24 protein-coding genes are annotated in these 25,176 nt (G+C 48.8%); all 24 read left to right on the top strand.

The features are described 5' to 3' along the window. Positions 1-21: 21 nt before the first annotated feature. The 24 genes from ACGHZ6_RS19545 (at position 22) to ACGHZ6_RS19430 (ending at position 25,154) form a co-directional block, all read left to right on the top strand. On the top strand, positions 22-1,617 hold the full coding sequence (locus ACGHZ6_RS19545) for a hypothetical protein (protein ID WP_390619193.1): 1,596 nt from the start codon (positions 22-24) through the stop codon (positions 1,615-1,617). A gap of 209 nt (positions 1,618-1,826) precedes the next feature. After that, positions 1,827-2,909 carry a type II secretion system protein GspC gene (gene gspC, locus ACGHZ6_RS19540; RefSeq protein ID WP_390615714.1) on the top strand — a complete coding sequence of 361 codons (1,083 nt, stop codon included), beginning with the start codon at positions 1,827-1,829 and terminating at the stop codon, positions 2,907-2,909. A 9-nt stretch (positions 2,910-2,918) separates the two neighbouring features. Beyond that, on the top strand, positions 2,919-4,982 hold the full coding sequence (gene gspD, locus ACGHZ6_RS19535) for a type II secretion system secretin GspD (RefSeq protein WP_390615713.1): 2,064 nt from the start codon (positions 2,919-2,921) through the stop codon (positions 4,980-4,982). Further along, positions 4,972-6,498: a type II secretion system ATPase GspE gene (gspE, locus tag ACGHZ6_RS19530; protein WP_390615712.1), complete on the top strand. Its 1,527-nt coding sequence runs from the start codon at positions 4,972-4,974 to the stop codon at positions 6,496-6,498. The genes gspD and gspE overlap by 11 nt, the downstream gene beginning before the upstream one ends. Before the next feature lie 5 nt (positions 6,499-6,503). Next, entirely contained in the window at positions 6,504-7,748 is a 1,245-nt protein-coding gene (gene gspF, locus ACGHZ6_RS19525) for a type II secretion system inner membrane protein GspF (protein ID WP_390615710.1), read from the top strand. A 19-nt stretch (positions 7,749-7,767) separates the two neighbouring features. Beyond that, complete coding sequence (gene gspG / locus ACGHZ6_RS19520; RefSeq protein WP_390615709.1) at positions 7,768-8,205, top strand: type II secretion system major pseudopilin GspG; 438 nt, start codon at positions 7,768-7,770, stop codon at positions 8,203-8,205. Positions 8,206-8,232: 27 nt separating this feature from the next. Next, on the top strand, positions 8,233-8,787 hold the full coding sequence (locus ACGHZ6_RS19515; RefSeq protein WP_390615708.1) for a prepilin-type N-terminal cleavage/methylation domain-containing protein: 555 nt from the start codon (positions 8,233-8,235) through the stop codon (positions 8,785-8,787). 32 nt (positions 8,788-8,819) lie between these two features. Further along, the gene (gspI, locus tag ACGHZ6_RS19510; RefSeq protein WP_390615707.1) at positions 8,820-9,200 is read left to right on the top strand and encodes a type II secretion system minor pseudopilin GspI; all 381 of its coding nucleotides are present in this window, start codon (positions 8,820-8,822) and stop codon (positions 9,198-9,200) included. 2 nt (positions 9,201-9,202) lie between these two features. Continuing rightward, positions 9,203-9,922 carry a type II secretion system minor pseudopilin GspJ gene (gene gspJ, locus ACGHZ6_RS19505; RefSeq protein ID WP_390615706.1) on the top strand — a complete coding sequence of 240 codons (720 nt, stop codon included), beginning with the start codon at positions 9,203-9,205 and terminating at the stop codon, positions 9,920-9,922. A 15-nt stretch (positions 9,923-9,937) separates the two neighbouring features. Then, positions 9,938-10,951 carry a type II secretion system minor pseudopilin GspK gene (gene gspK / locus ACGHZ6_RS19500; RefSeq protein WP_390615705.1) on the top strand — a complete coding sequence of 338 codons (1,014 nt, stop codon included), beginning with the start codon at positions 9,938-9,940 and terminating at the stop codon, positions 10,949-10,951. A 5-nt stretch (positions 10,952-10,956) separates the two neighbouring features. Further along, positions 10,957-12,264, top strand: coding sequence for a type II secretion system protein GspL (gene gspL, locus ACGHZ6_RS19495; protein ID WP_390615704.1), 1,308 nt, complete (start codon positions 10,957-10,959; stop codon positions 12,262-12,264). Further along, positions 12,261-12,773: a type II secretion system protein GspM gene (gene gspM, locus ACGHZ6_RS19490; protein WP_390615703.1), complete on the top strand. Its 513-nt coding sequence runs from the start codon at positions 12,261-12,263 to the stop codon at positions 12,771-12,773. The genes gspL and gspM overlap by 4 nt, the downstream gene beginning before the upstream one ends. Continuing rightward, positions 12,763-13,551 (top strand): type II secretion system protein N, encoded by a 789-nt coding sequence (locus ACGHZ6_RS19485; RefSeq protein ID WP_390615701.1) that lies wholly within the window; start codon positions 12,763-12,765, stop codon positions 13,549-13,551. Before gspM ends, ACGHZ6_RS19485 begins: the two co-directional genes overlap by 11 nt. Positions 13,552-13,570: 19 nt before the next feature. After that, positions 13,571-14,545 carry an FAD:protein FMN transferase gene (locus ACGHZ6_RS19480; protein ID WP_390615700.1) on the top strand — a complete coding sequence of 325 codons (975 nt, stop codon included), beginning with the start codon at positions 13,571-13,573 and terminating at the stop codon, positions 14,543-14,545. Positions 14,546-14,753: 208 nt separating this feature from the next. Further along, the gene (locus ACGHZ6_RS19475) at positions 14,754-15,341 is read left to right on the top strand and encodes an AraC family transcriptional regulator (protein WP_390615699.1); all 588 of its coding nucleotides are present in this window, start codon (positions 14,754-14,756) and stop codon (positions 15,339-15,341) included. Beyond that, entirely contained in the window at positions 15,329-17,311 is a 1,983-nt protein-coding gene (locus ACGHZ6_RS19470) for a hypothetical protein (RefSeq protein WP_390615698.1), read from the top strand. Before ACGHZ6_RS19475 ends, ACGHZ6_RS19470 begins: the two co-directional genes overlap by 13 nt. Next, on the top strand, positions 17,308-20,271 hold the full coding sequence (locus tag ACGHZ6_RS19465; protein ID WP_390615697.1) for a tetratricopeptide repeat protein: 2,964 nt from the start codon (positions 17,308-17,310) through the stop codon (positions 20,269-20,271). The genes ACGHZ6_RS19470 and ACGHZ6_RS19465 overlap by 4 nt, the downstream gene beginning before the upstream one ends. Beyond that, positions 20,258-21,013, top strand: coding sequence for a tetratricopeptide repeat protein (locus tag ACGHZ6_RS19460; protein ID WP_390615696.1), 756 nt, complete (start codon positions 20,258-20,260; stop codon positions 21,011-21,013). The genes ACGHZ6_RS19465 and ACGHZ6_RS19460 overlap by 14 nt, the downstream gene beginning before the upstream one ends. 15 nt (positions 21,014-21,028) lie before the next feature. Beyond that, the gene (locus ACGHZ6_RS19455; RefSeq protein WP_390615695.1) at positions 21,029-21,340 is read left to right on the top strand and encodes a hypothetical protein; all 312 of its coding nucleotides are present in this window, start codon (positions 21,029-21,031) and stop codon (positions 21,338-21,340) included. Between the two features lie 126 nt (positions 21,341-21,466). Further along, complete coding sequence (locus ACGHZ6_RS19450; protein ID WP_390615694.1) at positions 21,467-22,147, top strand: MotA/TolQ/ExbB proton channel family protein; 681 nt, start codon at positions 21,467-21,469, stop codon at positions 22,145-22,147. A gap of 52 nt (positions 22,148-22,199) precedes the next feature. Continuing rightward, complete coding sequence (locus tag ACGHZ6_RS19445; protein WP_390615693.1) at positions 22,200-22,787, top strand: ExbD/TolR family protein; 588 nt, start codon at positions 22,200-22,202, stop codon at positions 22,785-22,787. Next, positions 22,784-23,308, top strand: coding sequence for an ExbD/TolR family protein (locus ACGHZ6_RS19440; RefSeq protein ID WP_390615692.1), 525 nt, complete (start codon positions 22,784-22,786; stop codon positions 23,306-23,308). Before ACGHZ6_RS19445 ends, ACGHZ6_RS19440 begins: the two co-directional genes overlap by 4 nt. Position 23,309: 1 nt before the next feature. Next, positions 23,310-24,266, top strand: a complete 957-nt coding sequence (locus ACGHZ6_RS19435; protein WP_390615691.1) for an AgmX/PglI C-terminal domain-containing protein — start codon at positions 23,310-23,312, stop codon at positions 24,264-24,266. A 555-nt stretch (positions 24,267-24,821) separates the two neighbouring features. Next, entirely contained in the window at positions 24,822-25,154 is a 333-nt protein-coding gene (locus tag ACGHZ6_RS19430; RefSeq protein ID WP_390615690.1) for a DUF1820 family protein, read from the top strand. Positions 25,155-25,176 lie beyond the last annotated feature (22 nt).

Below are 25,176 nucleotides of genomic sequence, written 5' to 3'. Positions count from 1 at the left end.
GGAAATATTATGTTTAAGCGAATGCCCAAAGGGGTTAAATCCTACCAATTGGATGAAGCTATTCCCCACAATAACCATGCCCGGCCAATGAGCCGTCGTGACTTTATTGGCCAGGGGTTTATGGCGGGAATGGGAACCGCAGTGGGAAGCTCGCTATTTAGTTTTCTCGCCAGTCCGCAACGAGCCCATGCGGCCTTGTCCGGTGATATTGATTTAAGCGGTTGTAATATTTCGCTGACCGGTGCCGGAAAAATTCCGTTTATTTGTTTTGATTTGGCAGGCGGCGCCAATATTGCAGGTTCCAATGTGTTGGTGGGGCAGCAGGGCGGACAGTTGGATTTCTTGAGTACGGCCGGTTACAGCAAGCAGGGATTGCCTGGGGATATGGTGCCGTCGATTACCAATCCCAATACCGGTACCAACGATTTTGTCGACACCCAATTGGGGCTCGCCTTCCACAGTGACAGTGCCATGCTGCGCGGTATTGTGGAAAAAGCCCCCACGGCTATGGCAACGACTAATGGTGCTGTAATCCCTGCTCGCTCTGAAAATGATACCGGAAATAATCCCCATAATCCTATGTACGGCATTAACAGAGTGGGTGCCGATGGTCAGTTAGTGACTTTGGTAGGTTCACGCAGTAGTGAATCGGGCGGTAATTCTATGGCGCCTGCCGCCATGATTAACGCAGAAGTCAGGCCCACTAAAGTTGATCGCCCCAGTGATGTGACGGGACTTGTCGATGTGGGGGATTTGGTTGGTCTGTTCAGTCAGGACGAAACCGTTGCCGTGATGGAGTCCATGTATCGCATCAGTCAGGACAAAATGGGGCGTATTTCAACGGGGACAACTAACGATGCCGCCATTAAAGATTTGATTCGTTGTGTGTATGGCAAGAGTGCTCATCTGGCCGATCAGTTTGGTGTTCCTGCGGCGTTAGATCCGGCAATTGATCCTAATATTGTCGGCGCTTCAGGTGTATTCAGCAGTGCAGAGTTTATTGGCGATAGCGAATTTCGCAAAACTGCGTCGATTATGAAATTAGTGGTTAATGGTTTTTCCGGTGCCGGTACCGTCACCATGGGGGGGTATGATTACCATACTGGCGACCGGGCTACTGGAGAGATTCGTGACCTGCGTGCGGGACGATGTATTGGCGCCTGTCTGGAATATGCCGCCAGGGTTGGTGTGCCGCTTATGGTTTATGTGTGCAGTGATGGTTCTGTTTTTAGTAATGGCATGACCGATGAAACCGTTAATGGTGCCGGCAAAGGTGTGTGGACAGGTGATAATCAGCAGACCGCAGCGTCTTTCTTCCTGGTGTATAACCCCGGTCGGGCGCCAGTATTAATTGGTGCCACACCAGAGGAGCAAGCTCGACATCAGCAAATTGGTTATATGCGTGCCAGCGGTGATGTGGAAACCGCATCGAGCCCAGGAGCAAACAATGTTAATTTGTTGGTGGAAATGGTTGTACTGAACTATATGGCGCTGCATGGCGAGCAGGGCAATTTTGCGACGCATTTCCCCATTAATGGTTTAGGCAATGCATCGGGTTGGGATAATTATGTTGCCTTTGAACCTATTGTTAGCGGCACGGTGAGTAATCCAGTCTAGCTATTCGATGTTCAGTTTAAATCTGTAGACTATGTCTCACAACTTTATACGCTAAGAGGACGTGGGTCGAAGAATTGGAAAACATTGGCCTTTAAAATAATGTTTTCTTGAAGTGCGCTGAGGTGACAGACGTGTCTGTGCTGTGGTCCAAATGCTTGGAAAGCTTAAGCCGCATAAACAGTTTTCAAAGTCTGAGAGACAAACTGTTTGTGTCCACTACGCGCACGCGACAAAACGCTAAATGTGAAGTTGGTCAGGCTAGAGGTGAGACGGATGTCTCTGTAGACCTGCGATCTGCTCTTGCTTCTTGTACGGCGAGTGCCGTTTATGGCCTTCAGCTAATACCGGTCTTCTTTTGGCAGTTTTTAATTACGTCGATTGTTTCAATAGTATTATCGTTTTATTTCTCCCGTTTGTTCTGGCTGTTGTTTAATCCTGGGATATCCGTTCCAGATTTCCGTCAAACAGCTGCCCCCGCTAATCTAACACTCTTAGAGTCGATAACAACGGAAGCTTCAAATCCACTGGGCTCTTCTCATGTCAGTCTGCAAGCCCTGGTTCATCTTCAGGGGTTGCAGCTGTTTTCTCAACATTCAGAGAAAATTGCATCCGTTAAACCTGTGTTGCCTGCCGTTGAGGATAAGGCTGTCGACACCAAGCTCCACTTATTGCTCAATGGTGTTATCGCCAGCACGCAGCAAAATGGTGCAAGAGCTATTATCGCCAGTGGCAATCATCAATCGCTTTACGCGCCGGGTGATTTATTGCCGGTGTCGGCGACAAGTGATGCAAAAACCATCCGGGCTGGCGAGGCCAAAATGTCAGTCGGGGATGTACGCGTGGTCAAAATACTGCCTGGTCGAGTCATACTGGATAATCGAGGTGTCTATGAATCCCTGTGGCTCTATCAGGATGAGACAAAAGTGGTGGCAAATCTAAAAACACCGGTAGTTGTACCGGCTGGCTCGCAAGCTGTGTCTGATCAAGTTGTGTCTGATATAGCTGCTGGCGATATTACCTTGGATCGTCTTATTAAATTCAGTATGGCCCGCCAGGCCGGAGAGGTTATTGGTTATAAAATCCGTCCTGGCCAGGAGCGAAAATTATTTGAACGCTTGGGCCTGCAAGCTAACGATATTGTCGTAGCGGTTAACGGGTTGTCTCTCGATAGTTCCGCCAAAGCCATGCAGGTTTATCGGGATCTGCGTGGCACTCGTTCTGCCACACTGGATATTCTACGTGGCGGAAAACCGCTTAACCTATCGATTGATTTACAGCAGCTTGAGGGTTAGTGCGTGCAAGTGAGTCGTTTTATTGTGCTGCCCCATTGGTGTGCTTGGATATTATGTTGCGTTGCTGTTTCTGGCGGCAGTTTCTTATTTGGTCCCCAGGCGTTTGCACAACAAGCCCCGGAAAATCAGCAGGTTGTCTCCGAACCTACCTGGACGCTGAATTTCAAGGACTCTGATATTCAGGAAGTGATTAAGTTTGTGGCTGAAGCCACAGGCAAAACACTGGTAATTGATCCGCAGGTAAAAGGACGGGTTAAAGTCATTTCGGCCAAACAGGTGAACCGTGAGGAACTCTACAACCTGTTTTTATCGGTGTTGGAAATTCATGGTTTTGCCGCCGTGAGTGTTGGTGATGTGGTGCGAGTGATTCCTGCTAAAGATGTGCGAACAACACCTGTGCCATTGCTTGATGACCGTGTCGGTGGGGATATTGTCGGTGGAAAGAACAGTGATATACAAGTAACCCAGGTGATTGAGTTGCAAAACATTACCGCTGTAAAAGTCTTGCCTGTGATACGTCCTCTAGTACCTGCGCATGCACACCTGGCGGCCTATGCCCCGAGTAATGCCATTATTATTTCTGATACCCGAGCCAATATTCAGCGGGTACGAGATCTTATTGCCCGTATTGATACGGCCGCTGTAGAAAAAACCGAGTTGGTGCCTCTGTCCTATGCATCCGCAGAAGAAATGGTGCGTATTCTTACCAAACTAAAAAGTACAGAACTGGGCAAGGGTAGTGGTGATGCAACTCTACTCTTTGTGGCTGACCAGCGCAGTAATGGTGTACTGATCAGTGGTGATGATTTACAGCGTCAGCGGGTCAAGCAACTGATACAGCGTTTGGATCAGCCTCAGGCCCAGAATGGTGGTGTGCGGGTTGTGTATCTGGAATACGCCCGCGCCGAACAAGTCGCCAAGGTGCTGTCCCGCGTGGTTGAGAATATGAAAAAGCTATCGCCAGAGCGTGGTGGTAGCGGTCATGCGGTTGGCCGCGCCACGATCGAAGCGGATAAGGATACCAATTCGCTGCTGATCACCGCTGACCCGGAAAGTTTGCAAGCTTTGTTACCCGTAGTGCAACGTTTGGATATACGTCGTGCCCAGGTTTTGGTGGAAGCCATTATTGTTGAGATGGCGGATATTTCCGGACGTGATTTGGGCATCCAATGGTTGTATCGCAACGAGAGTAATGGCTTTGGCAGCTCGATTATTGGTGATGGTTCCGGGGCGGTAAGATCCATTGCTGATGGTATCGTTGATGAAGGTAATGATGACGATGGTGAAAGCTTGATTGGTGCTTTGACCTCGTTGGCTGGGCAAACCATTGGCGTTGGCCGTGCCGGGGATAACAGTGATTTTCTATTACTGATTTCGGCATTGCAGCAGGATACCGGTGCCAATATTTTATCCACACCCAATTTACTCACCCTGGATAATCACCCAGCGGCCATTTCCGTGGGACAAAATGTTCCCTTTGTTACCGGTTCCTATACCTCAACCGGAAGTGGTGAAAATCCACAGAATCCATTCCAAACTATTGAGCGGGAAAATGTCGGGATTCAATTAGAAGTTACCCCTCACGTCAATGAAGGCGATAGTGTGGTGCTGGATATCGTGCAAGAGGTTTCCAGTCTGAGTGGGGCTACGGGCATTAATGCCTCCGATGTTATTACCAATGAGCGCAAAATTAGTACACGCATTATGGCCAAGGACGGTGAGGTCGTGGTATTGGGTGGTTTGATTAAGGATGATGTGCAAGCCTTTGAGCAACGGGTGCCTGTACTGGGCAGTATCCCCTGGTTTGGTCGACTGTTTCGTTCCACCTCCAAGCAAATTAATAAAACCCATCTGATGGTGTTTATTCGCGCAACGGTCATCCGTGATGATGAAGCCTTAACCGGTGCCACAGCGGAAAAATACAGCTATATCAGGGATAAACAAATTAACCACCGTGATCTGGGGCCTATTATTGTTGATCCGCAGGTAACGGATTCATTGCTGCCAGAGATTCCTGCAGTTAGCCAACGAACTGATGAAGAAGGCGAAGAGGAAGCTGACGATGAGTTCTGATTTGTCATTTGGCTTTGCTTCTCATCATGGTGTCCTGTTAGATGAGCAGTGTCTGTATTATCGCCCGGGATTAACCTTGTCTGTACTATTGGAAGTGCAGCGAAAATTAATGCCGCAAACATTTAGCTTGCAGGCCATCAGTGATGAAGAGTTCAATCAGCGTTTAACTCAGCAGTACCAGAGTGATGATAATGCCGCCCTCAGTGCCGCAGAAGATTTAGGCGAAGAATATAATCTTTCCGCGCTGGTAGAAGATCTGGATATGAATACGGATCTATTGGCTGGCGCCGATGATGCACCAGTGATTCGTTTAATCAATGCCTTATTGTCCCAGGCGGTACAGGCTAAAGCTTCAGATATTCATATCGAGCCCTTCGAAGACCGGGTCGCTATCCGTTTTCGCGTTGACGGTATTCTTACCGAAATGCTTTCACCGCGCCCGGAGTTGGCGCCGGTGCTGGTGTCGCGTCTCAAGGTAATGGCGCGTCTCGATATTGCCGAGAAGCGTTTACCGCAAGATGGCCGTATCACGGTAAAACTGGCGGGGCATGCAGTAGATATTCGCGTGTCGACCCTCACCTCTGCCCATGGCGAACGCGTTGTGCTGCGCTTGCTGGATCAGGCAGCAGGTCATTTACAGTTGGCTCAATTGTCTATGCCTGCGGCGGTTGAGGCCGGCTTTCAGCGCGGACTGCATAAACCGCACGGTATTATTTTAATTACCGGGCCAACCGGTTCCGGTAAGTCCACCAGTTTGTATGCTGGCCTTAGTCATATCAATCACCCAGGTCGCAATATATTAACCATTGAAGATCCTATCGAATATTTGATTCCGGGGATTGGTCAGACGCAGGTCAATGCCAAAGTGGATATGACCTTTGCCCGCGGCTTGCGCGCAATTCTGCGTCAGGATCCTGATGTGGTGATGGTGGGTGAAATTCGTGATAGTGAAACCGCCTCGATTGCTGTTCAAGCAAGCCTGACCGGTCACTTGGTATTGTCGACGCTGCATACCAATACGGCGATCGGTGCCATTACTCGTTTGCAGGATATGGGGATCGAACCGTTTTTGTTGGCATCAAGTCTGGAAGTACTGGTTGCCCAGCGCCTGGTACGTTTACTGTGTCAACACTGCAAGCAGCCCCACAGTTTATGCGCGGCGGAAGCTCGGGTTATAGAACTTGAGTCTGGTGCCAGTGTCTTTAGCGCTCAGGGGTGTGCTCACTGTAATCACACGGGTTATAAAGGCCGTACCGCCATCTACGAGATGATTGACGTTGATGAAACATTACGGCAGATGATTTACGAGGGCGCAACCGAGCGAACCATGTTAATCCATGCCCGGCAGCAAGGTGATGGTATTCTTGCGGCGGGTAGGGCGCGGGTGCTTGCAGGTGAAACGTCGATTGAAGAAGTGCTGCGGGTTGCCGCCGCAGATGGCATTACAGAAGTCACCGACAAAAGTTCTGAAAAACCCTCTATAAACCACACTTATAACAACAGGGCCACGGGGTAGGTGTTATGGCCGCTTACAGTTATCGCGCATTACACCCAACTGGTAAAACTATTCGTGGCGTACTTGAAGGTGACTCCGAACGTCAAGTGCGGAACCAGTTACGCGGACAACAACTTAAACCCTTGGTGGTAACAGCGGCTAAATCCTCTGCGGTTAACGTCAGTCATTGGTGGCCGAAATATTGGTATGGGCTGGGCGTGAATGTTAGCTGGACTCGATCAATTGGGCGACGTGATTTATCCGTACTCACCCGCCAATTGGCTTCACTGGTTGCATCCGGTATGCCCCTGGATGAAGCCTTAAGTGCATGTGCGCAGCAAGCCAGAAAAGCACATATCAAAACTATTTTGTTACAAGTTCGCACCAAGGTGCAGGAAGGATTGAGTTTGGCGCAGGCCTTACAGCAAAGCCCGACATCGTTTGATGCGATGTACCGGGCCTTGGTACATGCCGGTGAAATCAGTGGTTTCCTGGGGCAGGTATTGGAGCGCTTGGCAGAATACTGTGAAACCAGCCAGGCTACACGTCAGCGTTTAAGTGTGGCGATGATTTATCCCCTGGTGTTGTTATTGGTCAGCGTCAGTGTAGTTGCCATCTTAATGATATTTGTGGTGCCCAAGCTGGTATCTATTTTTGATCACAGTCATCGCCAGTTACCGTGGTTAACGGAAGTCTTAATCAGTAGCAGTCAGTTTTTGTCAAGTTATTCAGGCATCATGCTTACAGCTGTTTTGGTGTTGTCTCTGGCGCTGCGCAAGGTATTAAGTATTGATCGCTACCGCCTGCGTTGGCATAAGTTGTTATTGACCTTACCGCTTATAAGGCATGTCATTATTCAAGCTGACAGTGCACGTTTTGCTTCGACGCTGGGTTTGTTACTGGATAGTGGTGTATCACTCGTTGAGGCTATCAATATTTCTGTACAGTCTATGGCAAATGATCATTTACGTCAGCGTACACAGCAGCTGGTTATTAGTGTCGCTGAAGGGGGGAGCCTGGCGCGGAGTATGGAGCAAATTGATGATATGCCGCCGCTACTGATTCAGATGGTTGCCAGCGGTGAGCGCAATGGTGAACTGGCTCGGCAGTTAAATTATGCAGCTAACAATCAGGAGCGTGAACTAAAAACCTTAATGGCTGCGATAGGTGGACTGTTGGAACCGCTGACGGTTGTTGTCATGGGTGGTTTGGTTGCCATTATTGTGATGGCCATATTACTGCCCATTTTTGATTTAAATACGCTAGTGTGAAGTTTGAGGCTTGGGATAGATGATAAATAAAAGTCGCGGATTTAGTTTAGTAGAAATTTTAGTTGTGCTGGTCATTATGGGATTGTTGATCAGTATTGTTGCTCCCAATGTTCTCGATCGTGCCGATGAGGCGAGAATACAAAAGGTTGAGGCCGATTTTAAAGTGATTGAGACGGCGCTCAAAATGTATCGCCTGGATAATTACAGCTACCCCTCCAGTGAGCAGGGATTAGTTGCGCTGGTAGAAAAGACCCGTGTTGAACCGCTGCCTCGTCAGTGGAATCCAGACGGTTATCTGGAAGAATTACCCATGGATCCCTGGGGGCGTCCCTATCGTTATTTAAGTCCGGGAGAAGAAAAAGCCTTTGATATTTATACCTTGGGCGCTGACGGCGTACGTGACGGTGAAGCGCAGGATCAGGACTTATTCAACTGGCAGAGCCAGGCTAAGCAATAGCTATTATCCGGAAAGAAGGAAGCAGAGGTGTACGAGAAATCATCCCAGCAAGGCTTTTCATTATTGGAAATGTTGCTGGTGTTAATGTTGGTGGCTATCACCACCATGATGGCGAGTTTGAGTTTAGGGGATGATCGCGAGCGTCAGCTTCGCTATCAGGCAAAACACTTTAGTGCATTAATGCGAGTGGCTGTGGAAACCTCGGCGTTAAATGGTGAAGTGATGGGACTTTACTTTATTCCTCAATCTCAATCTTCTTCTGAAGATCAAACGGAAAAGGCTGCATTTCAGTGGCGGCGCCTGCGTGACGGAGAGTGGCAAAAAACTGCAGATGATTTTGAGATAGAGGGTTTTGAGGTGAAGGGTATTTGGCAGCCTGAATCCTTGAGAATTGAGGTTGAAGGAGAGTTTATTTCGTTGTCTGACATTCAGCTGATGGAAAAGCCATTGGCACTGATATACCCCAGTGGCGAGGCAACCCTGTTCAATCTTGCATTTGTTGACAGTAATACGGGTGATATTCAGCAGCAGGTTATTTTGGATTCTATGGCCGTGGTGCATTGGCATGATGGCAGCAGTTAAATCAGTATGGATGTTTAAAAGGTAGCGGGAGCATGTGCAAGCAGATGCAGCATAGTCATCGGGGATTTACGTTGGTTGAAGTGATGGTGGCATTAGTCATTGTCGCTGTTGCTCTGCCCGCACTTTTATCTCAGACAATGTCCTTGATGGACTCCAGCTATCGTCTGCAGGAGAAAACCATCGCCCAGTGGGTGGCACAAAATCAGTATGTTCGATTGCAGTTACAGCAGCAGTTGCAAGGACAAAACCTGCAAGGCCGTGATGCTGGGACCACGGCTATGGCTGGCCGAGAGTGGCAGTGGCAGATGGAGAGTACTGCAACCACATTTAAAGGGTTACGCGAAATTCAACTCCGTGTCGGTACACCGCAGCAGCCTGAGTTATACAAGCTTCAGGCTTATATGGGTCAATAGACATGAGCTGTATAGGTGCTTTCTCCGGAAATCTTCACAGTCACCGATACAGTGACGGTTTTACCCTGTTGGAAGTTCTTGTTGCTTTAACTTTGTGTGGTGTGATTACCGTATTGGCATACCAATCGCTGCAAACCGCCAGCGATTCTGCGGCCCGGAGCGAGCAATCATTAACCCTGGTGCAAAAACTGGATTACACCTGGGGCATGCTGGAGCGGGATTTACAGCAGGCGGTGTCTATCCCCACTCCTGCCCCTGAACCCACGGATGCTGACCCCACGGATGAAGGAGCAAATGCGGATGTGGCCTTCTGGGGCCGTCAACCCATAGCCCCGCCCATTGAAGCCAATCGCCAGCAAGTTATTGCGTTATCCCGACAGGGCTGGCGCAATCCGTTGCAACGACAGCGTAGTGAGTTACAACGGATACACTATCTGTTGCTGGGCGATCAGCTACAGCGCCATGCGCAGGTTATGGAAAAAATATCGACAGCATCAGAGGATAGTATCCATCAAGACTTAATTGATGATATTGATGCATTGAGTATCGGCTTTTTACCCGTGAATAGTAAAAGTCTGCAAACCGATGCCTGGCTTGAGCAATGGCCACCCGTTGGATCTAAGGTGGTTGATGGTTTGCCTTTAGCCGTAAGAATTGACATTAGCCATAAAACTCTGGGGCAGGTATCGCGTGTATTTTACTTGCCCGCAGCCTCCAGGTAAGCGGCGATAAACAGTATGAGCAACATAAAACATCAGTCCGGTGTTGTATTAATTATTGCGCTTTTGATTGCAGCATTGGTGGCCAGTATTGCTGTAGCCTTTGCAGAGAATTTTCAATTACAGGGTGCTCGTAGTGAGAACCGTTGGCATGGTGGTCAGGCGCAGGCCTATTTGTTGGGCGCTGAGAGTTTGGCCAGAGTGTTATTGGAAGATGATATTCAATCGAATGCCACTGATCACCTGAATGAAGATTGGGCTAAAAAGGTCGCTCCCTTTGCTATTGAGGGAGGATGGCTTTCAGCACGTATAGAGGATGCCCAGGGGCGCTTTAACCTTAACGCCTTGGCTGGAAAAGTCGATTCACCGAATATTGAGGATTTGTCTGCACACGATCCGGTTCGCTTTACCGTCGCTCAAAAACGCTTTATTCGTTTACTGCAAACCTTTGAGGCTGTGCCTCTCTCGTTGGATGAAGCGATTTCAGTGACAGAAGCTGTAATAGATTGGTTGGATCAGGATAACGATACAACAGGTTTTTCGGGGGCTGAGTCAGATTATTATGCCAGCCTTGATACGCCTTATCGTATCGCTAATCGTCGATTCGTAGATGTGAGTGAACTGCGGTTGGTAAGACATATGAGTGCTGCGCTTTATCAGGCTTTATTACCTTATGTTGTTGTTTTACCCGGAACTCAGGGACTGAACATCAATACGGCTTCACTGAAACTGTTAAGAACCCTGCAATCCGCTAATGAGCTTGAGCCGCTATCAACCTATGACGCTGAGCAATTAATCTTAGCGCGAGAGGGAAGTTACTATCGCAGTGTAAAGGCTTTTTTAAACAGCGAAGAGGGACGACAACTGGCTGAAAGCACCGGCAATCTGCAAACTGAGGGCTTGACGGTAGCCAGCGGCTACTTTGTCTTGTATGCCGAGGTGAGTCTGGTCAGGCAGCGCCGACAATTAACAAGTGTACTGGTTCGCAATGGGGAATCAGTTACTCCGGTTCTACGGAGAAATTATTGGTAATGGCAATGATTCGTTCAATATGGAAAACCGCTAGCCGTCAGGCTGAATCCCGGCAACGCCGACAACGGCGTGTGTTGCTGAAGATAGATATGGCAACTGATGGCAGTGAGTATTACCGCTGGCGTCTGGAGAACCAGCAGGGCAAAGCCATTCAACAGGGAAGTGGGACGTTACAGCAGTTGTCAGAGCTTGTTGCCGATGCGGAATATCAGTTATGGCTATTGCTCTCCGGGCAGAGAATTTTGGTAAGAACACTTGAGTTTACCCATCGCGAACTGCGTCATTTGCAGCATCTTATTCCCTATCAGCTGGAAGAAGAGCTGGCTGTCGATACCGATAAACTGCATTTTGCCTATACTACACATTTAAATGCTGATACCGCAGAAGGTGACGTCCATCAGGTTACTGTGGCCGTGGTTGATAAAGCCTGGTTGGCATCACACCTTGCCGCATTGGCTGATGCCAAGCTTGAGGTTGATTTCTGTGTGCCGGAGCCGATGTGTTTGCCGGAAACCGCTGGTGGTTGGACTCTCAGACTGAATGGTGAGCTACTGGTGCGTTCTGGTACTGACAGTGGTTTTGGTGTTGAACTTTCCATCGCTGAGGAAACCTTGGCTTTGGCCGCTGAGCAATTACCTGAACCTGGAACTATATCCCTTATGGCAGACAGTGAAACGCAGTTACAGCGTTTGATGCAGCTGGTGCCTAAAGTATTGCGTGAGCGCGTTGTGTCATTAAACCGAGGCCATGAATGGGAATTTTCCTTACCGCAAGGACAACAACTCAATCTACTTCAGGGTGAATTTACCAAACGTTTACCCTTTTTACGCTGGTGGCAGCTTTGGCGCTGGCAGTTGGGTTTTTTGGTTGTGCTGCTTGCTGTCTTTAGTGGTGTCAATATGCTGGAGGTGTATGGTCTGCAAGAACAGCAAAGTTTTCTGCAATCCAGAATTGAGCATACCTATCGGCAGGTTATGCCTGAAGGGGTGTTAGTGGATGCCGAAAAACAGCTTCGGCGTCAGTATGCATTATTTGATAGTGAGCAACAGCCTAGTCAACTTATGCCTATGCTTGCTGATGTTTTGCCCTTGATTGCTTCAGCCGACAATATCGACCTTAAGCAGCTGCAGTACCGGGATTCAGAAAAGTCGCTTCGTTTAAATATCGAAGCGAATAGTTTTCAGCGTATCGAGGCATTGCGAAGTGCATTTGAGGATAAAGGGCTATCATCCAAGATTATAAATGCCAATCAGCGGCGTGATGCCAGCACTCAGTCGCAACGTCATCAGGCACGATTGCAGGTTTCCTTATGATGAATGAATCTTTAACGAACTGGTTTTATCGTTTTTCGCGACGCGAGCAGTATGTGCTCATGGCCGGTGCAGTGGTGCTTATTCTGTATGTTGTTTATCAACTTTGGTTGTTGCCATTACAGAACCGGGTTGATCTGGCCAGGCATCAAGTAAACGTTGTTGTCGATGACCTGCGTGAAGTAGAAAGCCTAAGTCATAATATCTTGCAGGCCCGTAAACAGCGGTCACAGCAGCAACGGTCGCAGCCGGTAAATTTAGCGGAGCTGGTTGATCGTAGTTTACGCAAGTCGCAGCTTACCATGCAGACATATCAACCGGGTAAACAAGGCGAAGCCAGTGTACGCTTGAGTGATGTGTCTTATAGGCAACTGTTAGCCTGGTTATACGAGCTTGAACAGCGGCAAGGATTGTATATTTCCCAATTTACTATGACGACTTCAGCCAGCACTTCGCAAGTGAATGCAACCGTAGGTTTATCGTTGGGGCAGCCGGTATCTTATGATGAGTAGACGTTATCCTGTAATTGCTTGCCTGCTGCTGACGTTGTTTTTTATCCTGTGGACAGTACCTGCTACCTGGGCTGTCAAACTTTTCTTAGGGAGCGAGGTCGGAAACGGACTTGGCAACAGGATTGGCAACAGAGAGCTGTTATCTGTAGAAGACGTTCGTGGCACTCTGTGGTCGGGGGTTGCAGGCAAGGTGACGGTGCAATGGCAGGGTGAAACTTACAGTTTCGGTGAAGTGACCTGGAAGCTTCGTCCACAGTCCCTATTGTTGTTGCAGTCGTGTATCGAGTTTGATTCCCAGCTGAAACAGCAATTGATGAACGGTATTGTCTGCCGCCACCTGGATGGTGATTGGTCTCTTGTCGCTAGCCGTTTTCATGGCCCCGCAGCATTAGCGCAGCTCTGGTTACCCATTCAGGTGCGAGGCAATATGACTCTGCAGATTGACAATCTCAGGCTGGATCAGGGGCGCATTATTAACCTTAATGCTCAGGCTGATTGGCAGGACGCCACCTACCATAACAGCCAGTCCTGGTTAGCGTTGGGGGCTTTAGCCGCGAATGTAAGCAGTGACAGTCAGGGCACGATTGTTGCCGATATCTTTGATGTTGGTGGGCCGGTGAAGGTAGATCTCTCCATACAATCTGCGTATCAGCAACCTACCTATCTGTCAGGTAGTATTCAGTTGCTGCCTGAGGCACCGGAGTCCTTGGCGCAGTTGTTACAGGTGTTAGGATTCAAGCAGCAAGGAGGCCGCTTTGATATTCAGTGGACATTGTAGTCAGATGTGGCGCTTCTGTGTGTTGATTGTATGCTGTGTGATTTCACCGCTTGGCATTGCTGAATGGCATAGCGCCAGTCGCGATATTATGGGGACGCGTATCACCTTGACGTTTTGGGAAGACGATACGCAAAGAGCCTCTGACATCTCACAAACGGTATTCGCGGAATTTACCCGCCTTGACCAACTTCTGAGTCCCTATATTGCGAGCAGCGAGTTAAGTCGCATTAACCGGGAGGCTGCCAAGGGGCCAATCAACATTTCCGTCGAAGTTATGAGGTTGCTGGATAAGGCACTGTATTTTGGTAAATTAACGGATGGTGCTTTTGATATCAGTTTTGCCTCGCTGGGACGATTCTATAACTACCGAGAAGGACAAAAGCCCACCGCCGAGCAATGGCAGATATTCAGGGCCGCCATCGATTACCGAAAGATTCAGTTAGATCGCAAACAGGGAACCGTTTTTTTTGCACACCCCAAGTTGGCTATCGATTTGGGGGGCATTGCCAAAGGCTATGCGGTCGATAAAGCGATTGAGATATTAGACCAACAGGGGATAACCAACGCCAGTATAAGTGCGGGTGGGGATAGTCGTTTATTGGGTGATAAACAGGGAAAACCCTGGGTTGTGGGTATTAAACATCCCAGAGCAGCAAAGGATAATGCTAATGATAGCAATACCGCCCTGATCTTGCTCTTGTCGAATACCGCGATATCCACATCAGGTGATTATGAACGCTATTTTATGGATCCTGACAGTGGCGAGCGTATTCATCATATTATCAAGCCGCAATCGGGACGCTCGGCTTCGGGGGTGATGAGTGTCAGTATATTGGGCGCACAGGGATTTGATACTGATCCGCTCTCGACCAGCGTATTTGTCATGGGGGTTGATCGCGGCTTGGCGTTGATAAACCGATTGCCAGGATTTGATGCCGTTATTATCGATAGCCGCGGAAAGGTGCATTATAGTCAGGGGTTGGTTGCCCCTTAATCTTGTCACAGATCGCACTGGTTTTGACAAACCGTTCACGAAATTATGAATTGCTCGCCGTTGAAAGGTTTTTAGCGCCGTTGAGTTTTTCAACTTGTGGTTTATGCCGCACTAATTTTCCTTCCTGTCGTTAAAATATCTTTATCGTTTTATGGCAAAGCCGGTGCCGCTATTGCCAATTGGATCACATAACGAGAGGTTATAGTCGATGACTATTGTGAAGCCTTTTAAACGCAGACCGGTTGGCTTGCTGGTTTGTCTTTTGTCGGTTTTATTACTTTGCTATCGCGCTTCGGCTCAGGCACCGGAAACACCTGTTTCCGGTGCCCAGCCGCTTTCTTCAGAAGTGCAGACTTCTTACAGTGATGTCGAAGCATTAAAACAATCGGTATTGGAGTTGAACCGTGATCTACTGATTTTGGAGGAAGAGCTGCTGTTCCCTGCCAGCACTCAGGTGTCAGTATTTTTATCCATGGATGTCGGTGAATTCTTTCAGTTGGACGCTGTTAAATTAAAAATCGATGACAAGCTGGTTGCCAGCCAGCTCTATACGGATCATCAGGTTGATGCTCTCTATCGCGGTGGTGTGCAGCGACTTTATATCGGTAATTTAAAAAATGGTAATCATGAAGTGAGTGCCTTTTTTACCGGCAAAGGGCCTCAGGGACGCGAATATAAACGCGGCGCCAAACTGATGCTGGCTAAGGATGCCTCCAGCAAAATGCTGGAACTGCGCATCGTTGATTCAACCGCAAAACTGCAGCCAATATTTGATATTAAAGAATGGTCACTCTAGTTGTCGATTGGACTGCTACTTTATCCTCTGTGGCTCGTAGCCTATGTTACGGGCTAATAGCCTATGGTGTTACCTTTCCTGTTCAGGCTGAAAAGTTAACCTCTGTCGCTGATCTGCGCTACGGCGTTGTGCTGTACGAATACTTCCAACAAAACTATATGGCTGCCCTGTCAGAGTTGATGGTGGCTGAAGCGCGTGGCGGCATTCAGGGCCATAAGGAAAATCCCAAGCTGATTGAGGGCGGGATCAGTCTGGCCTTTGGTATGGAAAATAAGGCCAGTGCTATTTTTCAGCAGCTACTTGATGAACAGCAACCTCAGGATGTGCGTAATACGGCCTGGTATTATTTGGCAAAATTGCGTTATCAACAAGGCGACTGGCAGGGCAGTCAGGAGAGTCTGTCCAGGATTGGACAAAATGGTAAATTGGATCGCCGCTTAGCAAGCGATAGGTTAGCACTGGCGGTGAATCTTGCTATTCGTCAGGGGGAGCTTGTGGTTGCAGAGCAGTTACTGCAGCGCTTTCCTAAAAACGATCCTTTGCTGCCCTATGTTTATTACAATCTGGGGGCGGCCTATAGTCGTAATAATCAGCACACGCAGGCATTGCCTTTTTATGAGCAGTTGGTTCATTTAACTGAAAGCGACTTCCAGTTTAACGATTCTTCCCCAACCACGATTCAACAGACAAATGTTCAGCAGGCAAGCGTTAAGCAGCAACAGCGAGAGATTCTGGCGTTGTATGATAAATCTCTCACGGCTGCCGGTTATAGCTTAATGCTGCAGGGGCAGTACCAATCGGCGATCGATCAATTTGTACGGGTTAGGCGTGAAAGTGAGTTTTCCCGGCGCGCCTTGTTGGGGTATGGCTGGGCCGCGGCGCAAGCTGAAGATTACCAGTTGGCGTTACAACCTTGGCAAGTGCTCGGTCGCGGTTCGTTGACACATGCCACCGTACAGGAAGCGGTGCTGGCGGTGCCTTATGCCTATGAAAAACTCGGTGCTCAGGGGCAGGCGTTACAAGCATTTGGCCTGGCCCAAGCGGCATTTGAGCAAGAAATGGCGAGACTCGATCAGGTTGCCGACATGGTTGCCCAGTCACCGTTAGATGATTTCCTGCAGGTGCAAACCGATCAGCATGGTTGGTTGTCGTTGGATCAGCAAATGGGAAATGCACCACAGCGAGCTTATCTTACTCGCCTGTTTGCACAAAACGAATTTCAGGGCAGTGTGCAGGAACTGCAGGATCTGATAACCCTTCAACAGCAGCTTGAGCAGTGGAATAAAAAGCTTGAAATGTATCAGTACAGCTGGGAAGAGCGCCAACAAGCGCGCTTGGAGAAACAGCAACTACTGGCTCAGCAACCCTGGCAACAACAGTCACAACAATTACACAACAACCAGCAGTACCTTCTGCGTAAGTTGGAAAAACTGGTGGCTGACAAAGATTATATTGGCTTGGCGCCGGAATCGGTTCGTTCGCTCCATCAGCGGGTCGTGCGAGGACAAGCACATCTTGCCCGTTTAGAGGCTGCTGTGGCTCGCGGTGACAGCGCCATCACCGCAGAAAGACTAAATGAGTACCGTGAACAATTACGATTTTTCCACGGACTGTTATTCTGGCAGGGCAGCGATGTTTTCCATCAGCAGGTATGGCAGCAACGTAGTAGCCTATCGCAATTATCTGATCACTTTGCGCAACTTGAAGAGAATCAGCAACGTTTTGAGGCGGCGTTATCCAGTGCACCGGATATCACGCCATTTGCTGGCCGTATTGAACAGTTAAGCGCCAGACTACAGCAGCAACGTCAACAGGTGGCTGTGGCCAAAAATCAAGTAGAGACCCGTCTTACCCAGCGGGTTGTACAACACCTTCAGCAACAGCGGCAACGTTTAAAACACTATCTGGCTCAAGCGCGTTTATCCACCGCGAGACTCTATGATGCTGCGTTACAGGAGCAACAGCCATGAGTGTTGTCTATGGGGTTAACAGGCTGCTGCTTGTTCTAACCTTGCTATTACTTTCGGCCTGTAGCTGGTTGGGCGATTCCGGTATGGATGTGGGGCCGACGTTGCAGGAATTGGAGCCCGCGCAATTGCCTGATCAGGAGATACCGCTTGAGCGTATAAGTCTGGAGCAGGTAGAGGAAAATTATCGCCAGGCTCTGGCGGTAGCAGAGACAGCGGATATCCGTCGGAAGATTCTGGCCCGCTTAGCTGATTTGGAAATGCGTCGTGCGGAACAAAATATGCTGGATGCTCCACCGGTGGCCAGCGGAGAAGGCGGCAGTGACTTTTTTGGTAAAGCGATTGAATTGCATCAGGAACTGTTGGCTATGCCTGATGGCGCTTCTCAAACTGAAGGCTCTTTATCTGCTGAAGGCACTTTATCCGCTGAAGGCTCCTTAGAGACAGATAGTGATCGGGATAAATTAACCTATCAGTTGGCCAAAGCCTATGCTTTGGACGGCCGCATGCAGGAGTCGGCCGACATGTTGGATCAGATGGCCAGTAAGTATCCGGATTCCCTGTTTATGGCTGAAGCAGAATTTCGTCGAGCAGAGCGGGCTTTTAGTTTGCAAGACTATGCTGCCGCTGAGCGAGGTTATGCCGCTGTTGTGACATTAGGGGAAGAGACGCCGTTTTATCACAATGCGGTGTATATGCGTGGCTGGTCGCAGTTCAAGCGTAATCACTATCAGATATCCATGCAGTCTTTTGCGCAAGTACTGGATGCGCTGGCCAAACATAGCCCAGATCTTTCACAGGTAGCGAAAACACAGCGCAGCCTGCTTGATGATACCTTGCGAGTCATGAGCCTGGTGGCTTCCTACCTGGAAGGCGCAGAAACCCTGCAACAGGTTTATCAGCCCCTGGGGGAGCGGGACTACCTGCATTTGTTGTATCGTCGTTTGGCTGAGCTCTACCTGGAAAAAAGGCGCTATCGCGATAGTGCAGAGACCTATAAGCAATTTGTCGCTCACTACCCGAACAGTGATCATGCACCAGCATTCAGTGTGAGCACTATCGATGTGTATATAAAAGGGCATTTTCCCAGTCTGGTATTGCCCGCCAAGGAAGCTTTTGTTCGTCACTATGGTGTCGGTAGTCATTACTGGCAGAGCAAATCGGCGGCCGTACAGGAACAGCTGCGCCCTCACTTGCGCACCTATCTCGATGAACTGGCTAAGTATCAACATGCCAAAGCGCAAGGTTTAAAGAAAGATGCGGCTGCTCCCAAATTGGCAAAAAGCAAACGTACAGCGTTCCAGCAACAAGCTAATCAGCATTTTTTACAGGCCGCACAGTGGTATCAGGAGTACATCAGCAGTTTCCCCCAGGAGAAAGAAACGACTGCAATGCACTTTCTTATGGCGGAAGCCCTGTTCGAAGCATCGGTGTTTGACCGCGCTTATGATGCCTATCTGACAGTCGCCTATGACTATAAAACTGGTGTACCTGACGATAAAGCGGCAGAGGCAGGTTATAGCGCGGTGATCGCGGCACAAAACCACCTGGCAGCATTACCAGCAGATGAACCGGCAACTGTTCGGCAAGGTGAAAAATGGCGGGACAAGAAAATTTCTGCCAGTCTGCGGTTTGCCAATATATTCTCTACTGATAAACGCGCTGTCACCGTACTGGCGCAGGCCGCGGATGAGTTATTACTCGCTAAACGAACGCAAGAGGCTATAGAGGCTGCGAGTCGTGTAGCACAGTGGCAACCTCAGGCAGATATAGCGTTGCGTCAAAGCGCCTGGTTGATCGTAGGGCAGGGTAGTTTTGATTTGGGGGATTACTCTCGGGCAGAAACAGCCTATCGGGAAGTCTTGGCGTTGTTGCCTAAACAAGATGCGAGACGAGAAAAAACCGTCGAGCGCATTGCGGCCAGTATCTATCGTGCAGCAGAACAGCAGTTAGCGCAATCTCAACCCCAGCAGGCTATCGAGCAATGGTTGCGTATTCGTGATATCGCGCCTAATTCAGACATTGCCGTTAACGCGCAGTATGAGTCCATTAACCAGCTTATCGCCTTGCAAGATTGGACCAATGCCAGACAGGTCAGTCTGGATTTTCGCCAGCGCTATCCTCGCCACGGGTTAACGGCGACGCTTACGCCTAAGCTGGTATTAATATATGAGTCCATGCAGGCGTGGGAATTTGCAGCGCATGAACTGATTCGCTTGTCATCCCGCAGCGATAATAAGGAAGAGAAAAGAACTTCCCATTATCTCGCCGCTGATTACTATCGACGCGCAGGCAATACAGAGCAGGCCATTATTCATTTCCGGGATTATGCCCACAGTTATCCGCAACCCTTTGCTCAGGTGATGGAGGCGCGTTTGACGATGGCTGATCTGTATTTAGAAACAGGTGAAGCTAAGAAACGAAAGTTTTGGTTGCGTAAGCTTATTGAGGGGGACAGGAATGCAGGTACACAGCGCGATGACCGTTCCCGTTATTTGGGCGCTTTGGCCAGCAGCGAGATGGCGACTGAAGTTTATCAGCGCTTTGTTGATGTGCCCCTCTCATTACCACTTAAAACCAGTCTGAAGAAGAAAAAACGGGCTCTCGAAAAAGCGCTTAACGCCTATGAAAGTATTTTGGATTACGAGGTGGCTGAGTTTAGCACCTTGGCCAGTTACCATATTGGTGCTATCTATGCTCAATTGAGTCAGGACTTAATGGATTCGCAAAGGCCCAAAAATCTGGATGCCTTGGCCTTGGAGCAATATGAAATTTTGCTGGAAGAGCAGGCTTTTCCTTTCGAGGAACAGGCTATAGATATTCATCAGGCCAATGCCCAGCGCAGTTGGGATGGACTCTATGATCAATGGGTAAAGCGCAGTTTTACCGCCTTGGCAGAGTTGTTACCCGCTCGTTATCAAAAGCAGGAAAAGCAGTTGGAGTATACCGATGCGATCTATTAAGTTGCGTCCTGTCGTTTGTTTATTGAGTGCAGTATTGCTGTCCGGCTGTGGCGCGTTGCCAGAAATTCGCTATGTGTCTAAATCGAAAGCGCAGCCACAAGCACAAACACAAGAACAACAGTCGGAAACAAAAGAGTCGGTTAAGGCTGTTGACAGTGCTGATCGTATTCCACCGGAACAAACTCAGGATAAAGTTGCTGCAGTGCCGGCCAGTCCCAATCCATACCTAACTTCACGACGTTGGGTATCCGGTCATGCCGAGCAAGATTTCAAACTGGCTATCGCGGCACTGAAACAGCAAGACTGGCCGCGCGCAGAAGCGCTATTAACACAGTTAATTGAAGATAACCGCAAGTTGTCGGGACCTTATGTCAACCTCAGTATCGTTTATCGGAAAACCGGTCGTGAGGATAAGGCTCTGGGCGTATTGCAGCAGGCTATTGAGGCTAACAGCAAGAACCTAACAGCCTATAATGAACTGGCCATTCTTCAGCGTCAGCTTGGCCTTTTCGAGGCCGCAGAGAAAACCTATAAACAAGCATTGGCGGTATGGCCTGACAATGCTGAAAGTCATCGCAATTTGGGAATTCTCTATGAGCTGTATATGGGGAAATTCGAACGCGCCTTATACCATTACGAAAAATCTCAATCCCTGACATTGGCAGATGACAAACAACTGGCAGGCTGGATTTTTGACCTAAAACGCCGATTACAAGAAGTCGCCAATGCGGATGTGCGTTAATAGAGGGAGATGGCTATGTTACGTATGTGTAAAGCCTGTTGTGGATTTCTGTTTTTAGTGACGATATTTATTGGTTTAAATGTCAATGCAGAGGATGCAACGGTAACCCTGGAGTCAACCGTTGTCGGTAACCAGGAACAGCCCAAGGTGCTTTATATCGTGCCCTGGAAATCTCCGGGAACCAGTGCGGATTTATATCGCCCGGTAAGCAGTCAATTAAGCGCCATTTTTGATCACGTTGAGCGCGCCGAACTTAGACGACAAATGCACTATCTCGACACAATAAAAGAAAATAATGAAATAAGTGTACAAGCGAAATCAGAATAGCGAGCGATTAAACAAAAGAGTTGTGATGCAGAACAGACTTATAGCGTATTGAGCATCACAGATGTCATGTTAAAAAGCAGGCATAGTTAACTTAATCCTACCGGCATTTTTTAGGGGTTGTTAGCTATGGATTTCATTACGTCAGTTTTACGTTTTTTTCAGGATGGTGGGCCGTTTATGTATCCCATTGCCATCGTCCTGGTTATCGGTTTGGCCGTTGTGTTGGAGCGCTGGATCTTTTTAAGTTTTGCCAAGTCTTCAAACAAACGCGCCTTCACTCAAATGTTGCCGCTACTGCACAAGCAGGACTACAAGTCTGTGGTCAGTATGGGTAATAAATCTTCAGCGCCGATTGCGCGTATGATCTCTGCAGGCGTGTCTCGTATGGGAGACAGTCGTCGTCGCGATGATATTGAATTAGCCATGGAAGAAGGTGTGCTGGAAGCTGTACCGCGTTTGGAAAAACGCACCGGCTATCTGGCTACTCTGGCTAATATTGCCACTCTGTTGGGGTTGTTAGGTACCATTATTGGTTTGATCGCCGCGTTTACTGCCGTGGCCAATGCGGATCCCACCGAAAAAGCCACATTGCTCTCGCAAAGTATTTCTGTGGCGATGAACACTACCGCCTTTGGTTTGATGTCTGCGATTCCTTTACTGCTGTTTCACGCCATGCTGCAAACCAAAACCACCGAAATTGTCGATAGCCTGGAGATGGCAGGTGTTAAATGCCTGAATATTATTTCCGGAGGCGGAGCAGCTGGGAATAAAGCTCAACTGAACCAGGGTAGCCGTCAAGGCGCTTAAAGTAACCTGTAGGTGAAAGTGATTTGCTAGACGTTAGCGAGAGGGCAGGTGCGTGTTTAGACGAGTAAGGCAGCGACCACATCAGGATGCTGAACTGGATATTACATCCTTTATGAACCTGATGATCATATTGGTACCAGTGTTATTGATGACGATGGTATTTTCCCATATTACGGTATTGGACTTAAAACTACCGGATATGGCGAGTGCTGATGCCTCATCAATTAAAAAGCATGAGCTGGAGCTGGTCATAACGGATAAGTACATTGATGTAAATTATCCTGCTGGTATTCGTGTCAAACGTGTGCCGCGACAGGCCCCTTTGGTTCAGGAAGATGATCAGAGTGCAATTCAGCAGGCTTATGACTACCACTTATTGTCCGATGTATTGCAGGAAGTTAAACGCCAGCTTAAGGAAAAACAGATCGAAAAACGCAACATTACGATTCTGTCTCAGGCGAATACCCCTTATCAAACCCTGGTCAGTGTTATTGATATCGCCCGATCGTTTAAAACCGTGGTAGCGACATCGGTTGTCGATGCGGAACTGTTCCCTGAAATCTCGCTAGGTGATGCGCCTGATCAAATTTTGGCTGGACAAGTGGCAAGCGTCGCAGTACCTGCGGGAGGTGGCCGATGAAACAATCCCTGCGGGCCAAACGTATGGCCAAACATCACAAGCGCCAAAAGCAACAAACCAAACTGAATCTTGTTTCCTTAATGGATATTTTCACCATCCTGGTTTTCTTTTTGCTGCTTAACTCATCGGATGTCGAAGTGTTACAAAACGACAAAACCATTACCTTGCCGGAGTCAGTTGCGGAACAAAAACCAGAAACTACCCTGGTGGTTATGGTGAATAATCAGGATGTTCTGGTAAGCGGCCGCAGTGTTGCCAAAGTCGAGGCGATACTGACGAATCCTGAAGTAGAAATTGAATCCCTAAGTCGTGAGCTGAAATATCAAGCCTCCCGAGCGGAACCTTTATCCGAGCAGGAAGCGCAGCAAGGGCGAGCTGTCACCATTATGGGAGACGAGTCAGTGCCCTATGCCTTGTTAAAAAAAGTGATGACGACCTGTGCAGCAGCTGATTATCGCAATATTTCCCTGGCAGTAACCAAAATAGCCAGTGCTGCGACAGCTGAGGTTGTGGAGGGTTAATATGTCCGGAGTATACTCAGCTACGGGGCCCGCGTTACAGCTGGCTTGGGCCGCCAGTGTCGATGAAGACCAACGCTTCGAGCGAATTCTGCGCAATGCACTGTTGGGCTTACTGGCGGTGGCCATTGTCGTCCCGCTGATACCCTTACCAGAATTACAGCGCGAAGAACTGGAAAAGTTACCGCCGCAATTGGCAAAAGTGGTTTTGGAAAAGAAACCCCTACCCAAACAACAGGTTAAACCTGTACCGGTTATTGAAAAGCCCAAACCTAAAGTTAAACCCAAGCCAAAACCGCAAGTTAAAAAAGAGCAGCCAAAGAAAATCGCCAAGCCTTCACCAAAGCTCAATCGTGAAGCTGCACGACAAAAGGCCGCTACCAGTGGTTTATTACAGTTCCAGGATGACTTACAGGCTATGCGTGACAGCGTTGATCTCAGTAAGATGCAGGGGCGCAATATCACCCAGGGGGCGGCCACAGCCAAACGCCTGGACCGCTCGGTAATTACCAGCAAGGCCAAAGTGTCCAGTGGTGGTATCAATACCGCCGCTTTAAGTCGCGATACGGGCGGCGTGGCTCTCTCAGGTCGTGAGACAACCAAAGTAAAAAGCCAGTTAGCCAGTGCTGAAGGGCGTAATCCTCGCGCGAGTCAAAATAGTCGCGAGCAGTCTTCGCGTAGTGATGAATCGATTCGCAAGGTAATGGATCGAAATAAAGGCGCGATTTTTTCTATCTATAACCGGGCCTTGCGTCGAGATCCTGCGTTGCAAGGGAAGGTTACCGTGAAGATGGTGATTGAGGCTTCGGGTCAGGTTTCATCATTGAAACTTGTGTCCAGTGAATTGCAGAGTCCTTCACTGGAGAAGAAACTGTTGGCGCGTATTCGGTTGATTTTGTTTGGGGCTGAGGATGTTTCTCGTACTACTTTGAATTATTCGTTTGATTTCTTACCTTATTAAGTTGTAGTTCGGTGATCTTAATCCGGAGCCAGCCGGGTAAAGCTGCTCTTCGCGCCCATAAGCGGCAGGAAAAAGCCAGCGCTCTGTAAACTCACAAAAAACGTTCAGACAACCTCCGCGACTACCCTGACTTTTTCCTGCCGCTTAAACATGGGCTGATTGCTACGATCAGCTTCACCCGACTGTCTCCTCCTCCGTGCCAAGATACAGTTTACTCCGGTCTTTCTTCTAACTACGTAGGTAGGTTTAGCCGAGGGGGGATGGTGCCTATGACCAATCAGGCTGCGCTTAAGACTTGTCGTGGGGCGAGGAGCGTTTACGAGGACTGTCTGAGCGTTTTACAGCGAGTTCCGCAAGTGCGACCGCCCCACGACAAGTCTTGCAGCCGGGAATAGGTACCATCCCCCCTCGGCTAAACCGGGACAATAGCACTAACCCCTAACTATTCTTCCTTGTCGAAGCTCCAAAACTGATGGAAAATTATGCTATCCTTCGCGCCCCGTGCCCGAAGGCACTAGTAGTAATTCAAGTATTTAGCAGGAAGTTAGCATTTTTATGGCTGCAAAACCGATCTACAAGGTTCTGTTTTATAACCAGAATCAGGTTTATGAAGTGTACGCGCGCGCAATCTATCAGAGCGATATGTATGGCTTTGTGGAGCTCGAAGAGTTTGTCTTTGGCGAGCGCAGCAATATTGTGGTTGATCCGGCTGAAGAGAAGCTGAAGGCGGAGTTTGCTGATGTGAAGCGCTCCTATGTACCCATGACTGCCATTATCCGTATCGATGAGGTGGAAAAAGAGGGTACCGGTAAGATCACTGAGGCCAGTGGTGAGAAGGTCGCTCAATTCCCATTCCCGGCGGGCGGTACCCCACCGACGGCGGATTAAGCGATAAGCGCTGGTTCAGAAT

The sequence above is a fragment of the Maricurvus nonylphenolicus genome (assembly GCF_042854845.1).
GTDB classification, from domain to species: Bacteria; Pseudomonadota; Gammaproteobacteria; order Pseudomonadales; family Cellvibrionaceae; genus Maricurvus; species Maricurvus nonylphenolicus.
The sequence above is the reverse complement of the archived record's forward strand: the minus strand, read 5'-3'. Positions and strand labels throughout refer to the sequence as shown.

Coding starts and splice junctions, on each gene's coding strand:
- ACGHZ6_RS19470 (WP_390615698.1), top strand. CDS start 15,329: ATGGTCACTCTAGTTGTCGATTGGACTGCTACTTTATCCTCTGTGGCT.
- ACGHZ6_RS19475 (WP_390615699.1), top strand. CDS start 14,754: ATGACTATTGTGAAGCCTTTTAAACGCAGACCGGTTGGCTTGCTGGTT.
- ACGHZ6_RS19450 (WP_390615694.1), top strand. CDS start 21,467: ATGGATTTCATTACGTCAGTTTTACGTTTTTTTCAGGATGGTGGGCCG.
- gspJ (WP_390615706.1), top strand. CDS start 9,203: ATGAGCTGTATAGGTGCTTTCTCCGGAAATCTTCACAGTCACCGATAC.
- ACGHZ6_RS19435 (WP_390615691.1), top strand. CDS start 23,310: ATGTCCGGAGTATACTCAGCTACGGGGCCCGCGTTACAGCTGGCTTGG.
- ACGHZ6_RS19485 (WP_390615701.1), top strand. CDS start 12,763: ATGATGAGTAGACGTTATCCTGTAATTGCTTGCCTGCTGCTGACGTTG.
- ACGHZ6_RS19440 (WP_390615692.1), top strand. CDS start 22,784: ATGAAACAATCCCTGCGGGCCAAACGTATGGCCAAACATCACAAGCGC.
- gspI (WP_390615707.1), top strand. CDS start 8,820: ATGTGCAAGCAGATGCAGCATAGTCATCGGGGATTTACGTTGGTTGAA.
- gspG (WP_390615709.1), top strand. CDS start 7,768: ATGATAAATAAAAGTCGCGGATTTAGTTTAGTAGAAATTTTAGTTGTG.
- ACGHZ6_RS19545 (WP_390619193.1), top strand. CDS start 22: ATGCCCAAAGGGGTTAAATCCTACCAATTGGATGAAGCTATTCCCCAC.
- gspK (WP_390615705.1), top strand. CDS start 9,938: ATGAGCAACATAAAACATCAGTCCGGTGTTGTATTAATTATTGCGCTT.
- ACGHZ6_RS19430 (WP_390615690.1), top strand. CDS start 24,822: ATGGCTGCAAAACCGATCTACAAGGTTCTGTTTTATAACCAGAATCAG.
- gspM (WP_390615703.1), top strand. CDS start 12,261: ATGATGAATGAATCTTTAACGAACTGGTTTTATCGTTTTTCGCGACGC.
- gspE (WP_390615712.1), top strand. CDS start 4,972: ATGAGTTCTGATTTGTCATTTGGCTTTGCTTCTCATCATGGTGTCCTG.
- gspL (WP_390615704.1), top strand. CDS start 10,957: ATGATTCGTTCAATATGGAAAACCGCTAGCCGTCAGGCTGAATCCCGG.
- ACGHZ6_RS19460 (WP_390615696.1), top strand. CDS start 20,258: ATGCGATCTATTAAGTTGCGTCCTGTCGTTTGTTTATTGAGTGCAGTA.
- gspF (WP_390615710.1), top strand. CDS start 6,504: ATGGCCGCTTACAGTTATCGCGCATTACACCCAACTGGTAAAACTATT.
- ACGHZ6_RS19465 (WP_390615697.1), top strand. CDS start 17,308: ATGAGTGTTGTCTATGGGGTTAACAGGCTGCTGCTTGTTCTAACCTTG.
- ACGHZ6_RS19455 (WP_390615695.1), top strand. CDS start 21,029: ATGTTACGTATGTGTAAAGCCTGTTGTGGATTTCTGTTTTTAGTGACG.